Raw genomic sequence first — 13955 nt, 5'->3', positions numbered from 1 at the left:
AGGAGTTTCCATGGCTTCCGCTTCCGCAGGCGCCGCCTTCCGCGCCGCCCTCGCCGCCGAATCGCCGCTGCAGGTGATCGGCGCGATCAACGCCAACCACGCCCTGCTCGCCAAGCGCGCCGGCTACCGGGCGATCTATCTGTCCGGAGGCGGCGTCGCCGCAGGTTCGCTCGGCCTGCCCGACCTGGGCATCAACACGCTCGAAGACGTGCTGATCGACGTGCGCCGCATCACCGACGTCTGCGACCTGCCGCTGATGGTCGACATCGATACCGGCTTCGGCCCCAGCGCGTTCAACATCGAGCGCACGGTGAAGTCGCTGATCAAGGCCGGCGCCGCCGCGTGCCACATCGAGGACCAGGTGGGCGCCAAGCGTTGCGGCCATCGTCCCGGCAAGGAGATCGTGTCGGCGGGCGAGATGGTCGACCGCGTCAAGGCCGCCGCCGATGCGAAGACCGATCCGGACTTCTTCCTGATCGCGCGCACCGACGCCATCCAGGTCGAAGGCGTGGACGCCGCCATCGAGCGCGCGATCGCCTGCGTCGAGGCCGGTGCCGACGGCATCTTCGCCGAGGCCGCCTACGACCTGCCCACGTATCAGCGTTTCGTCGATGCGGTGAAGGTGCCGGTACTGGCCAACATCACCGAGTTCGGCAAGACGCCGCTGTTCACCCGCGACGAACTGGCCTCGGTCGGCGTGGCGATCCAGCTGTATCCACTGTCGGCGTTCCGCGCGATGAACAAGGCCGCCGAGAACGTGTACCAGGCCATCCGCCGCGACGGCCACCAGAAGAACGTCGTGGACACCATGCAGACGCGCGAGGAGCTGTACGACCGCATCGGCTACCACGCTTTCGAGCAGAAGCTCGATGCCCTGTTTTCCGCAAAGAAGTAGCCCGGCCCTTCTCCCGCCGGCGACCGCAGGAAGTCCCCGTGGGAGAGAAGGTGGCGCGAAGCGCCGGATGAGGGTACGGCGAAGTCCGGAGGGTTCTTGCCTCGTGGACTCCGCCGAACCCTCACCCCCACCCCTCTCCCACAGGGAGAGGGGCTCCAAATCTAGATGAGGAGTAGAAGATGTCAGAGAGCGTCCCCTTCAAGCCGAAGAAATCCGTCGCCCTGTCGGGCACCGCCGCCGGCAACACCGCGCTGTGCACCGTCGGCCGCACCGGCAACGACCTGCACTACCGCGGCTACGACATCCTCGACCTGGCCACGACCAGCGAGTTCGAGGAAGTCGCCTACCTGCTGGTGCACGGCAAGCTGCCCAACCGTGCCGAGCTGGCCGGCTACAAGGCCAAGCTGAAGTCGCTGCGCGGCATCCCCGCCGCAGTGAAGGCCGCCCTGGAGGAACTGCCGCCGTCGGCGCATCCGATGGACGTGATGCGCACCGGCGTGTCCGTGCTGGGCTGCGTGTCGCCCGAGAAGGACGACCACAACCATCCCGGCGCGCGCGACATCGCCGACAAGCTGATGGCCTCGCTGGGCTCGATGCTGCTGTACTGGTACCACTGGAGCCACAACGGCCGCGCCATCGACGTGGAAACCGACGACGACTCCATCGGCGGCCACTTCCTGCACCTGCTGCACGGCGAGAAGCCGAAGGACAGCTGGGTGCGCGCCATGCACACCTCGCTGATCCTGTACGCCGAGCACGAGTTCAACGCCTCCACGTTCACCTGCCGCGTCATCGCCGGCACCGGCAGCGACATGCATTCGTGCATCGCCGGCGGCATCGGCGCGCTGCGCGGACCCAAGCACGGCGGTGCCAACGAAGTCGCCTTCGAAGTGCAGAAGCGCTACGAGACGCCCGACGAGGCCGAGGCCGACATCAGGGCGCGTGTCGAACGCAAGGAAGTGGTGATCGGCTTCGGGCACCCGGTGTACACCGTCGGCGACCCGCGCAACCAGGTGATCAAGCAGGTGGCGAAGGACCTGTCGGCCGAACAGTCGAACATGAAGATGTACGACATCGCGGAGCGGCTGGAATCGGTGATGTGGGACATCAAGAAGATGTTCCCGAACCTGGACTGGTTCAGCGCGGTCAGCTACCACATGATGGGCGTGCCCACGGCGATGTTCACCCCGCTGTTCGTGATCGCCCGCACCAGCGGCTGGAGCGCGCACGTGATCGAGCAGCGCATCGACGGCAAGATCATCCGCCCGAGCGCCCACTACACGGGGCCCGAGGATCTGGAATTCGTTCCGCTCGACCAGCGCTGACCGACGCCGGACCGGGACGGGACCGAGGTCCCCTGCTTGCGGTGGAGGGGACGGGGCGGGGGCGACGTGCACCGGTCCGGAAGCCCTGGCCGCCCAGCCGTTCGGCCGGCTTGGAGGTCTGCGCCGCCCTCCTGCGGGGCCGTTTCGACGCACGTCGGGCGGCCCCGTGTCGTTTGTGTGACACGTGTGGCAGCGGGACAGGGCCGTGGCGGGGTACTACTGGCGGCCAAGGGGAACGTCGCGGTCGCCGGGAGGGGCCCGTCGCGCGGCGTCGGGGAAAGGCATGCAGAGCAGATGGAGCAAGACCGAAGCCGGTCGCAACGAGATCCAGCAGCGCAGCCGCAAGCTGCCGGCCGGACTGCGTTCGATCCTGCTGATGGTCGACGGACAGCGCAGCGACGACGAACTGCAGGCCATGATGAGCGGCCTGCACGCGCCCGACGACGCGCTGGCGCAGCTGGCGGCCGACGGCCTGATCGAGCGGCGCTCGGGTGCGGCGTCGATGCTGGCGGCGGTGTCCGCCGCGAAGACCGGCGAGCCGGCTGCACCCGCGCTGCAGGCGATGACGCCGGCCGAGCGCTACAACGCGCTGTATGCGCGCATCACCGACGACATCCGTTCGCACATCGGGCTGAAGGGGTACTTCCTGCAGCTGAAGGTCGAGCGCTGTGCCGATGCGGATGAACTGGTGGCGCTGCTGCCCGACGTGGCCACCGCGCTGACCAAGGCGCGCGACCACACCTTCGCCACGCGCTGGCTGGAGGACGTGCGCGCGTCGATGGCCTGACGCGCGCCGTCGCGGTCCTCAGGCCAGGCCTTCGGCCTTCAGGGCCGCCTGCACACCGGCATCGGCCTCCATGCGCTGCCTGAACGCGGCGATGTTCGGCAGGCCCGACAGGTCGACACCCATGCGGTCGGCCCAGCGCAGCGTGATGTAGAAATAGGGATCAGCGAAGCTGCGGAAACCGGCCAGCCAGTCGCGGCCTTCCAGCTGTCGCTCCGCGGTCTCGAACAGGCCGCGCAGGCGCTTGCGCGCGGCGTCCTTCACCGCATCGAACTGCGTCTCGTCGCCGATGAAGCGGGCCGGCCCGAACAGCGGATGGAAGGCCGGGTGCAGATCGGAATTGACGAACGCCAGCCACTTGGCGGCCAGCGCGCGCTGCTGCGGCGAGCCGTCGCCGGCGAGGTGCGCCTGCGGATGCGTGTCGGCGATGTAGCCCATGATCGCGGCGTTCTGCGTCAGCACGAAATCGCCATCGACGAGCGCCGGCACCGCGCCGGTGGGATTGATCGCGAGGTAGGCGGGCTCCTTCATCTCCGCCGCCGTCATCACCTGCACGTCGAACGGTCGGCCGGTCCACTGCAGTGCGATGTGGTCGGCGGTCGAGCAGGCGCCGGGCTTGGTGTAGAGCTTCATCGTGGGTCCGTGGAAAAGAAAAGGCCCGCGATTATCGCGGGCCTCGGATGCTGGCGGGGTGATGTGGGGTGCAACGGATCGTGCTGGGCACACGCGGTATGTATCGCGGTGGTTCGCTAATCGTCCGCGCGCCCTGTCTGGGTAGAGAGGGAGATCGCGGCGGTTTGCCATCACCCGTTCCACTCTCCCGGGGGAGAGCGAGTCGGTGCTGTGCGGAGTTGGCGCGTGCCCTGATCGTCGCGGTGTGAGGTCGTACGCAGCGCTGATTTGGCTGGGCACGTGTAGTTCGCATCGCGGCGGTTCGCCCTCACCCCTTCCCTTCTCCCGGGGGGAGAGGGGAGTAGGTGCCATGCGGAGTTGGCGCGTGCCCTGATCGTCGCGGTGTGAGGTCGTACGCAGCGCTGATTTTGCTGGGCACGTGTAGTTCGCATCGCGGCGGTTCGCCCTCACCCCTTGCCCTCTCCCGGTGGGAGAGGGGGAGTAGGTGCCGTGCGGGTTCGGCTCCGGTAGCGGGTAGCTACGTGCGGCGTCGTGCGTTCGGAAGCTTTTGTTCTTAGGAGCGGGGTTTGAGCTTCTGCACGCGCAGGAACGTGTGGTCGCCGATCGTGGCCACGTGGTAGGCGTTGCGCCAGCTCGGGCTGGCGATCTGGTGGGCCATGAAATGGCTGGCGCCCGGCACGATCTCCTGGCGCTGGCCGGGCGGCAGGGCCCAGTTGCGCTCGGCGTTGAGCGCCACGCTGACCGACTTCGCCCAGGCATCGGGGTTCTTGAGGCGGGTGTTCGGGCCGACGATGGTCGGGGCGAACTGCTTGCGGGCGGTGACCACGGAGCAGACGGAGTCGCCCCACAGGCCGCTGTCGCGGCGGCGCAGGGCGACCTCGGCGACGGCCTGCTGGCCGCGCAGGGTCTGGTCGCGGGCTTCCAGGTACACGGTGGTGCTGAGGCAAAGCGAATCGGCGGCCGGCTGCGGCAACATCTGCGACAGCCATAGGATCCAGGCCAGTTTCATGGGAACTCCTTGCTCCGTCTTTCCCGCACCCCTGCCTCTCCCGTCACGATGGGAGCGGCAAACCTGGGACATGCGGCAGGGCGTCATGGGGAGGCAGCCTTCACACGGGCTGCCCGGGGACCGGCAAGGCCGGACCAGAGGGGTCCGAGCGCCGGGCTCAGCCCGCCTGAACTGGGCGGCGGGCCGGAAAGTCGGCGCAAGGTAGGGGGGGCAGTCCCAACTCGGCCTGAACGGGCCGGCTTGACGCCGGGGGTGCCGGTCTGGCTGGAAACTGTGAGTGACGTCGCAGGAAGCAGGGCCGTAGAGCGGAGCTTGCTCCGCTGCTGGTGCCTCGGAGACCGTCGGATTTCGGACGTGCGGGAGTCGAGCAAGCTCGACTCTACGGCCGGAGCGCCTACAGGCTGGCTGCCAGCCGGCTGCCCTGGTCGATGGCGCGCTTGGCGTCCAGCTCGGCGGCCACGTCGGCGCCGCCGATCAGGTGAGGATGCTTGCCGGCGGCGATCAGATCCGCCTGCAGGTCGCGGCGCGGTTCCTGGCCGGCGCAGACGACCACGTGATCGACCGGTAGCAGCTGTTCGGCGCCGTCCACCCGGATGCGCAGGCCGGTGTCGTCCACGCCCAGGTACTCCACGCCGCCCAGCATCTTCACCTGCTTGGCCTTCAGCGTGGCCCGATGCACCCAGCCGCTGGTCTTGCCCAGTCGCGCGCCCGGCTTGCCCGGGCTGCGCTGCAGCAGCCAGACCTCGCGCGCCGGCGATTCCGGCTGCGGCTTCACCAGGCTGCCGCGGGCCTCGAAGGTCGGGTCCACGCCCCATTCCGCCATCCAGCGGGCCGGATCCAGCGAGGGCGAATGGCCTTCGTGGGTCAGGTATTCGGCGACGTCGAAGCCGATGCCGCCCGCGCCGATCAGCGCCGCGCGGGCGCCGACGGCGACGCGACCGGACAGCACGTCGACATAGCTGACCACCTTGGCGTGCCCGGCGCCCGGAAAGGCGACCTTGCGCGGCGTAATGCCGGTGGCCAGCACCACCTCGTCGAAGCCGGCCAGGTCGGCGGCGGTCACCGGCGTGGACAGCTTCACATCGACCCGCGTCTCGTCCAGCCGGTGGCGGAAGTAGCGCAGTGTCTCGTGGAACTCTTCCTTGCCCGGGATCCGCTTGGCGTAGTTGAACTGCCCGCCGATCTCGTCGGCGGCATCGAACAGCGTCACGCGGTGGCCACGTTCGGCCGCGACGGTCGCGCAGGCCAGGCCGGCCGGACCGGCGCCGACCACGGCGATCGTCTTCGGCGCGAACGTCTTCTTATAGGTGAGGTCGGTCTCGTGGCAGGCGCGCGGATTGACCAGGCAGCTGGCGAGCTTGTTCTCGAACACATGGTCCAGGCACGCCTGGTTGCAGGCGATACAGGTGTTGATCGCCTGCGGCGTACCGGCGCGCGCCTTCGCCGCCCATTGCGGATCGGCCAGCAGCGGGCGGGCCAGCGACACCATGTCGGCCTTGCCGGCGGCCAGGATGCCTTCGGCCACGTCCGGCATGTTGATGCGGTTGGTCGCCACCAGCGGTACGCGGACGTGCGGCTTGAGCTTGGCGGTGACATCGACGAAGGCGGCGCGCGGCACCGACGTGACGATGGTCGGCACGCGCGCCTCGTGCCAGCCGATGCCGGAATTGATGATGGTGGCGCCGGCGGCTTCCACCGCCTTGGCCTGGGCGACGATCTCCTCCCACTGGTTGCCGTCCTCGACCAGGTCGATCAGCGACAGGCGGTAGATGAGGATGAAGTCCGGACCGACCGCCTCGCGCACGCGGCGGACGATCTCCACCGCAAAGCGCATGCGCTTCTCCGGCGTGCCGCCCCAGGCATCGGTGCGCTGGTTGGTCCGCGGGGCGGTGAATTCGTTGATGAAGTACCCCTCCGAACCCATGATCTCGACGCCGTCGTAGCCGGCGTCGCGCGCCAGCTTCGCCGCGTTGGCGTAGGCGTTGATCTGGCGCTCGATGCCGCGGGCCGACAGCGCGCGCGGGGTGAAGGGGTTGATCGGCGCCTTGATCCTCGACGGCGCCACCGTCAGCGGGTGGTAGCCGTAGCGGCCGGCGTGCAGCAGCTGCGCGCAGATCTTGGCGCCGTGCTCGTGCACGGCCGCGGTGACGAACCTGTGCGGGCGCGCTTCCCACGGCCACGACAGCTTGCCGCCGAACGGCTTCAGCCAGCCCACCAGGTTGGGCGAGAAGCCGCCCGTGACGATCAGCCCGACGCCGCCGGCCGCGCGCTCGGCGAAGTAGGCGGCCAGGCGCGGGAAGTCCTTCGCCCGGTCCTCCAGGCCCGTGTGCATGGAACCCATCAGCACGCGGTTACGCAGCGTGGTGAAGCCCAGGTCCAGCGGGGCGAACATATGCGGGTAGGGAGCGGAGTCGGTGGCGGAGGCGGTCGACGTCATGCGGGCATTGAATACGCGGGCGTATGGGTGGGCGCACCATGCCGCGAATCCCCGGGGCACGCAAGCGCGTAGCGGGTGGGGCGATCGTCAGCGGGAGGCGTCGCCGTCGTGCGGCAGCGCGGCGTGCAGGGCCTCCTGTTCCAAGCACAGCGGACGCTCGCGCAGCGCCTGGGCGATGTCCTCCCAGCCTGCCCGTTCCGCCCACCGGCACATGGCGGCGAGCGCGGCGGGTGCCGGCGCGTGCGTGTCCAGGCCGTCCACGTCCTGGTGCAGCGGCGACATCCGCCAGGGCCGCAATCGGCGTCCGCAGGCAGCCGCCGTGTCGGCCAGGACCGCGGCGATCCGGAAACCGCCCTCGTCGATGTCCCCCCAATGCCATACGGGAAGATCGGACGGCAGCGCATCGAGCAGCCTGGCATAGGCGCGGCGCCAGGCCGGCGACGGCATGCCGCCGGTGTAGAGCAGCAGGCTGCGGTCCGCGCCGGGCGCGCGGGCGGCGTCGTGGAAACTGGCCAGGTTCTCCACGCTGAGCAGGCAGGTCGCCGACGTGCGCACGCTCCGCACGGCATCGACGGGTACGCCAAGGAAGGGGGTGGCGAGGGGCAGTTCCACCCCGTCGTCGAGCAGCAGTGTGCCGGTGCCGGCGACGAGCAGCGGCTGCGGTTCGCGACGCAGGCCCAGTGCGGCCCAGACGTGTTCCTTCGCCATCACACCGTCCGCCACCAGCGTGCCGCTGTTCAACAGGTCCAGCCAGGGCGTGAGCTGCTCCAGCCGCTTGCTGGCCTGCGCGCGGCCGGCGAACAGGCGTGCGCTCTCGCGGCGCAGGATGCGCTCGTGGGCGTCGTCGTCGAGACGGGCCTGCACCGCGCGTGCGGCATCGGCCAGGTCCTGCGCCGCCTCCGGACCGTGGCCGCGCACCTTGCGGTCACTGCGCCAAGCGTCCAGCACCTGGCCGAGGACAGGAAAGTGCGGCAGCCACGGCGAAAGCAGGTCGGCCGCTTCTCCGACACGGGCATCGAGCAGCTGCATACCCAGGTGAGCCGCGAGAGCGTCCAGGTCGATCACGGTCAACCGAAGCAGGCGCTCGCCGTCGCCGCGATGCCGGTCGCGCTGCACGGCGATCGCGCCCGCGCGTTCGGCCAGGGTCGCCTGCGCATGGAAGGTCTCGCGTTCGGCCAGCGTGCGCAGCGACAGGTAATCGCGCGCGCTGGCCTCGGTCATCGGCAGCGAGACGGGAGCGGCATCGCCGCGCAGCCGGGCGCGCTCGCCCTTGCGCAGCAGCCGCTCCAGCACGCGCCGGGCATCGCTCACACGGGCGCCTGCTGCCGTTCGATGCGTGCCGTCTCCTCGGCCAGCAGTTCCGGATGCAGGTCGAACTGGTCCGACAGCAGCAGCGCCCGCGCCGCCGCCTGCACCTCGATGCGTTCGGCCTGCAGCAGGTCGCCGTCGCGGAACAGTTCGATGTAGCTGTCCAGCACGCCGCTGAGCGTACCCTGTGCGGTATCCGGCGCGGCCAGCACCAGCTGCAGGCCGAGCGAGCGCAGGTAGTTGGTGGTGGCGCGCGCGTTCTGCGCATCGATCTTGTCGCCGAACTCGTCCAGCAGGATCAGGCCCATGCCGCCCGGGTGCGCCTCGCTCTTGCCGTACGCCGCCGCGAGCGCCGCGCCGGCGATCACGTACAGCGGGGCGCGGTGTTCGCCGCCGGAGCCGGAGCGCATGCGTTCGCTGAGCGTGCCGATCACCGTGTCGTCCTGCCGGATCTGCACCTCGAAGCGGAAGAAGCGGCGGTAGTCGTCCAGCGGCGAGGTGGCGGTGCGCGCGGCGGCGCCGTCCTCGATCAGTTCGCGGAACGCCGCCGGCACCTCGCCGGCGGTGCCGAAGAGGGTGTCCTCGCCGCCGACATCCACCGCGCGCCGGATGAAGCGCTCCAGGTCGCGGAACTCCGGTACCACCTCGTAATGGAACTGGTAGCGCTCGTTGTTGGAGAACGGCGGGCTGCTGCGCAGGGTACGGTTGAGCGTGGCGATCTGCTGGCGCAGGCGGATGAAGTTGTCGTTGAGCGCGGCGGCCACGCTGGCGCGGAAGGTCTCCACCGCGGTGTCGTAGGCCTGTCGCGCTTCGCCTTCGTAACGTACCAGGTCGGTATCGCGCAGCTGGGTCAGTTCGCGCTGCAGCAGCGCCAGCGCAGGGCGCCAGGCGCTGGGATCGATCTCCACGCCCAGCCCATGGTCGCGCGCGTACTGCGCAAGCGTGCTCCACGCTTCGGGCAGCAGCTTGGCGAGCTGGCGGTCGCTCTCGTCGGCGCGTCGCTCGCAGGTCCTGCCGCGCTCCTCCAGCGAGTCGACCCTGGTGTCGAGTTCGTCGCGGTGCCGCTCGATCAGGTTGGGATCGACATCGGGATCCCTGAAGGCCTCCACGGCGCGGCGGGCGACCAGTTCCTCCTGCTGGCGCAGGCCCTCGAGCAGGCGACGGCGGCGATCGAGTTCGGTGACCGCGACCGCTTCCTGTCCGACCAGGGCGTCGGTGCGTGTTTCGCACTCGCCGAGTTGGGCGGCCAGGTCGCGCACGGCCTCGGACAGGCGGAGCAGGTCCGGGTCCAGTGCGGCGAGCCGGCTTTCCTGCGCGGTGCGGTAGCGGCCTGCGAGCTGGCGGTGCTCGAGCGCGCGTTCGTGCAGCGCCTGCGCCACCGCGTCGGCATCGGCCAGCCGCGCGAGTCCGCGCTGGCTGTCGTCGGCGCGGCGCAGGTGCGGCTCGATCTCGCGCACCTCGCGCTCGGCCTTTTCGATCTCCTCGTGGAGCACGCGCAGGCGGGCGCGGTTGTCCGACGCACCGATGCGCAGGTCGCCCGCTGCGGGCAGGCGCAGGCGCTCGATGCTGCCACCGCGCGCGAGCAGGCCGTCGTGGGTCAGGCCCTGGCGACTGCGCACCAGCTCGGCTTCGGTGTCCACGCAGCGCAGCTCGCCGAGTTGCCGGCGCAGGAACGCAAGGGCGTCGGCGTTGACGCCTTCCAGCAGGGCGGCGACGCTGCCGGCCGCTGCGTCCTTGCCGCGCGCATCGCGTGCCTGGCTGGACAGCGCCAGCTTTACGCCGTAGACCGAGCGCCCGCCGGACAGGCTGCGATACAGCTTGACCGCGCGCTCCTCGTCCTCGCCTGGGATCAGCAGCGCTTCGACGTTGCTGCGCAGGTAGGCTTCGATGGCCGGCTGCCACGCGACGTCGGTCACGCGCACCAGGTCGCAGACGGGGCGCGCATCGATGCCGGCCTCGCGCAGGTAGCTCATCAGCCGCACGGTGTCGGCGTGCAGCTCCGCCTGGCCGGCGGCAAGCCGTTTCTGGTTCTGGCGCGCGGTCTCGAGTGCGTCGCGGGCCTTGTCGTGCGCGGCGTGCACCTGACGTGCGTGCTGATCGACCTGTTCGCGCAACGGCGTGGCCGCGCGCAGGGCGTGGCGCGCGCGCGCGAACAGGTCTTCCGGCGTCCACGGCAGGGCGTCCCCGTCCGCCAGCGCCGACAGAGCCGCGTGCCATTGGTCCCACTCGGCACGCGCGGCCTGCACGGCGCCGGCGTCGACGCCGGGCAGCGCGAGCGCCTCGAGCTGGCGGAACTGGTCGCGTACGAAGCCGATCTCGCGCAGCAGTTCCCGGTTCACTTGCGCCAGGCGGTCGCGGTCGCGGCTGGCCAGTTCGTCCAGCTGCGCCTGCTCGCCGTAGCCGGCGCTGCCCTGCAGCCGCGCCTGGGCGCGTGCCTGCTCGTCGCGCAGGGTGTCGCGTTCGGCACGCGCATCGACGAGACGGCGTCGCGTATCGGCCAGGACGTCTTCCGCGGTGGTCACTGCGCCTTCGGCCTGGTCCAGCTGCTCGCCGTACAGGTCGCGCGCGTATTCCGCCGCCAGCGCGCGGTAGGACGCGGCGCGCACGGCCTGCGCGGCGATGCGGTCGTACTGCCGCTCGACGCCTTCGGCGGCGTCGATGCGCTGGCGCACCTGCTCGATGCGGTCGCGGATCTGGCGGAAGCTTTCCAGCAGTGCGCGGAAGCGGGCGATGTCGGTGGGCCGGTCCTCGGCGACCAGCGTGCGCACGAACAGGTCCACGTCCTCCACGCGCTGCAGGTTGAGCGCGTTGAGGAAGGCCTTGCGGTAGGCGTTGATGTCGGGATTGGCACTGGGTGACGCGCGCAGGCGCAGCAGCAGGTCCTTGACGAAGCGCTCGGCCACCGTGTGCAGCGCGGGTGCGCCGCCGGCCGCCTTGCAGCGGCGCAGCGCCATCTCGCGGAACGTGGGCCAGGCCAGCGGCAGTTCCTTGCCCTTGACCTGCTCCACGTGGTCCGCCAGCTCCAGCGCCACGCCCGGCAGCAGGTACAGCCCGTGCAGGCGGTGGTCGGGTTCGTCCACCGATGCGCCCAGTGCGATGCCGGCGGTCAGCGCTTCGCCGGTGTCGGTGTCGCGGAACACGAGCGAGATGTAGGTGGTGGCGGTGCGCCGCTTGCGTCCGTCGTCGCCGCTGCGGAACACGCCCAGGCAGTAGTCGCGGATGGTGCGCGCGCGGTGGCTGCCGCCGGCCTGCGCATTGAAGCGGATGCGGCTGCGGTCGCCGCCCAGCAGCACGATCTGCAGCGCATCCAGCAGGGCGCTCTTGCCGGCGCCGTTGGGCGCGATGATGGCGGTGGTCGCATCCAGGTCCAGGGTCTGCGCCTCGAACAGGAAGAACTGCACCAGGTGCACGCGCTCAAGCTGCTGCATCGGTGTCCTCCATCGCCTCGTCGCCGCCGGTGCTGTCGGTGTCGTCGTCGCGGTTGTGCTGGTCCAGCCGCTGCAGCCACTGCTCGCCGACGATCTCGACGATGGCCGGCCGCACCTGCAGGTGGAACGGCTGCGGATCGTCGGGTTCCGATTCCACCAGGCGGCACATGCCCCAGCGCTTCAGCGTGCGCGCCAGCTCGCGCAGTGCGCCGACGTCCGGCATCGGTCGCCCGGCGAGCGCCTGGTAGGCCTCCTGCAGTTCCGGGAGTTCCACGGTGACGACGCCTTCGTCTTCCACCATGCCCTGGCGCATCGCTTCGTCGTAGCGCTGTCGCAGCACGAGCAGCAACAGGGTTTCGGCCAGCGTCACCGGCACGCCCTCGGCATGCGCGGGCAGCGCCACCACGTAGCGGTAGTGCGCATTCCGCTCCAGGCGGATCCCCAGTGGTGCCAGTGCCGCGACGAAGTCGTCGTAGTGGTCTTCCACCAGGTGGTAGGCCAGGCGCGTGCTGCGGTCGCTGGCGTACAGCACCTGTTCCACTACCAGCCGGTAGGCGGCACGTTCGAAGTCCTGCACGGCGTAGACGCCGTTGGACAGTTGGCTGAGGGTGTTCCAGCTGCGTTTCATGCGGTTTTCCGTGAGGGCTGGCCGACGCGATGCACGACGAAGCGTGGCGCGCGCAGGTAGCCGTTGTCGTCGCGTCCGCCTGCGTCGACCAGCTCGACGCGGTAACCGCGCAGCAGCCGGCCCAGCGGATCCTCGCGCCGCAGGCCGCCGATGCGATGGCTGCGCAGGGCGAGTGTGAGCAGGGTCTGGTAGGCGCGCAGGTCCTCGATGCTGGCGATGGAGAATGCGTCCGAACCGACGGCGTCCTTCGTCTCCAGGTGCGGGCCGACGTAGCGCGCCATGTCGTCGGCATTGACCAGCCGGGCGCGCTTCATCCGCCGCAGCAGGCTGAGCCTGGCCAGCTGCTCGGGCGTGGGCGGCTGCGTAGCGTTGGCGCTGCGCGGGATCGGTTGCGGCTTCTGGCGTGGCGGACGCAGGCGGCTCGCCTCCATCAGCGCGCCCGGCGCCACCGGCAGCCGCAGTGCGTCTTCCGGCGCGTGCTGGACGCCGCGGCAGGCACGACGCAACAGGATGTCCAGCTTGTCCGGCGCGCGCAGGCGGTAGTCGAGGAAGGCCAGCGCACGCCGGTTGGCCTGGCGGATGTCGTCGTCCAGCCGGCCCAGGTATTCGTCGATGCGCTCCAGTTCGCGCAGCCGGCGCAGGCTGCGCGCGAAGCGCTGGTCGCCGCGCGTCTCGTCGCCGCCGCCGACATGCTCCCGGTACCACGCCCGCAGCGCGGTGCGCCGGTCGCCGGTTTCGAGCTGCTGCGCCATCGACAGGATCGCGCTGCGCCGCGCCAGGGGGTGGTCGCCCGTGTGCAGCTCGGCATAGTCGCCGATGAAGAACGCGCTGACGTAGCGCTCGAACCATTGCCGTGCGAACTGCGCGGTGGACTCGGCCTTGCTCAGCTCCGGCATCAGGTCGCGCACCTGCAGGCTCATCGACGATAGCGACACCAGCAGCCGTCGTGCCTGGTCGGCGGCTTCGTCCAGCGCGTCGCCGGCCGCCTTGCCGTCGGCCACCTGCTGGAGCTGGTGTTCGATCGACCGCATCTTCGCCGAGACGAACGTCGGGCCGTGTTCGGCGAACTCCACCAGCAGCGAGAGGAACTGATGCACGACCGGCGGCATGGTGACCATCTCGCGCGCACCGATGCGGTCCTGCCGCAGCCATCCGGTGCTGCGGAAGCGCTCGTAGAGGGTGTTGGTGCGCACGGACAGCGGCGTGTCGGGCGTCTGGCCGTCCTCGTCCTCCCACGGGTCGTCGGCCAGCAGGTAGCGCTCCAGCGCCGCGGTGATCTCGCGGCGCTGGAAGCCCATGCTCGGCGGCACCGGCGCGTCCGGCCCGAAGAACTCGTCGAACAACCGGCACAGCAGCAGCCAGTAGTGCTCGCGGTTGGGCGAGGCGAGGGGCCCGAACAGGCCGCCGGGCAGCAGCGGGAACAGCGCCGGGACCTGCGTCATGGCCTCGAGGTCCGCTGGGGCCGGCCGGCGTGGCGATGTGGCGGGCGCGGCGGCGCCGGGGAAAAG

10 protein-coding genes are annotated in these 13955 nt (G+C 70.4%); 3 read left to right on the top strand and 7 right to left on the bottom strand.

Annotated features, from left to right (window positions below; genetic code table 11):
• Positions 1–10 precede the first annotated feature (10 nt).
• The 3 genes from prpB to VGN58_RS07050 all read left to right on the top strand — a co-directional run bounded on the left by prpB (position 11) and on the right by VGN58_RS07050 (position 3007).
• Positions 11–895, top strand: coding sequence for a methylisocitrate lyase (gene prpB / locus VGN58_RS07060; protein WP_327482591.1), 885 nt, complete (start codon positions 11–13; stop codon positions 893–895).
• A gap of 179 nt (positions 896–1074) precedes the next feature.
• On the top strand, positions 1075–2220 hold the full coding sequence (gene prpC, locus VGN58_RS07055) for a bifunctional 2-methylcitrate synthase/citrate synthase (protein WP_327482590.1): 1146 nt from the start codon (positions 1075–1077) through the stop codon (positions 2218–2220).
• Between the two features lie 283 nt (positions 2221–2503).
• Entirely contained in the window at positions 2504–3007 is a 504-nt protein-coding gene (locus VGN58_RS07050; RefSeq protein WP_327482589.1) for a hypothetical protein, read from the top strand.
• A gap of 18 nt (positions 3008–3025) precedes the next feature.
• Here VGN58_RS07050 and VGN58_RS07045 read toward each other — a convergent pair whose 3' ends face one another.
• The 7 genes from VGN58_RS07045 to VGN58_RS07015 form a co-directional block, all read right to left on the bottom strand.
• Positions 3026–3637, bottom strand: a complete 612-nt coding sequence (locus tag VGN58_RS07045; RefSeq protein WP_327482588.1) for a glutathione S-transferase family protein — start codon at positions 3635–3637, stop codon at positions 3026–3028.
• Between the two features lie 553 nt (positions 3638–4190).
• Positions 4191–4646, bottom strand: a complete 456-nt coding sequence (locus VGN58_RS07040; RefSeq protein ID WP_277726963.1) for a cell wall hydrolase — start codon at positions 4644–4646, stop codon at positions 4191–4193.
• A 394-nt stretch (positions 4647–5040) separates the two neighbouring features.
• A complete protein-coding gene (locus VGN58_RS07035) occupies positions 5041–7083 on the bottom strand; it encodes an NADPH-dependent 2,4-dienoyl-CoA reductase (protein ID WP_327482587.1) in 2043 nt (680 codons plus the stop codon).
• Between the two features lie 87 nt (positions 7084–7170).
• Positions 7171–8394, bottom strand: a complete 1224-nt coding sequence (locus VGN58_RS07030) for a Wadjet anti-phage system protein JetD domain-containing protein (RefSeq protein WP_327482586.1) — start codon at positions 8392–8394, stop codon at positions 7171–7173.
• Positions 8391–11819 carry an SbcC/MukB-like Walker B domain-containing protein gene (locus VGN58_RS07025; RefSeq protein ID WP_327482585.1) on the bottom strand — a complete coding sequence of 1143 codons (3429 nt, stop codon included), beginning with the start codon at positions 11817–11819 and terminating at the stop codon, positions 8391–8393. The genes VGN58_RS07030 and VGN58_RS07025 overlap by 4 nt, the downstream gene beginning before the upstream one ends.
• Positions 11806–12447 carry a DUF4194 domain-containing protein gene (locus tag VGN58_RS07020; RefSeq protein ID WP_327482584.1) on the bottom strand — a complete coding sequence of 214 codons (642 nt, stop codon included), beginning with the start codon at positions 12445–12447 and terminating at the stop codon, positions 11806–11808. The genes VGN58_RS07025 and VGN58_RS07020 overlap by 14 nt, the downstream gene beginning before the upstream one ends.
• On the bottom strand, positions 12444–13889 hold the full coding sequence (locus VGN58_RS07015; RefSeq protein ID WP_327482583.1) for a Wadjet anti-phage system protein JetA family protein: 1446 nt from the start codon (positions 13887–13889) through the stop codon (positions 12444–12446). The genes VGN58_RS07020 and VGN58_RS07015 overlap by 4 nt, the downstream gene beginning before the upstream one ends.
• Positions 13890–13955 lie beyond the last annotated feature (66 nt).

The organism is Pseudoxanthomonas sp. (assembly GCF_035999195.1).
Lineage (GTDB): Bacteria > Pseudomonadota > Gammaproteobacteria > Xanthomonadales > Xanthomonadaceae > Pseudoxanthomonas_A.
Note: the sequence above shows the minus strand (reverse complement) of the source record. Positions and strands in the feature narration are given on the sequence as shown.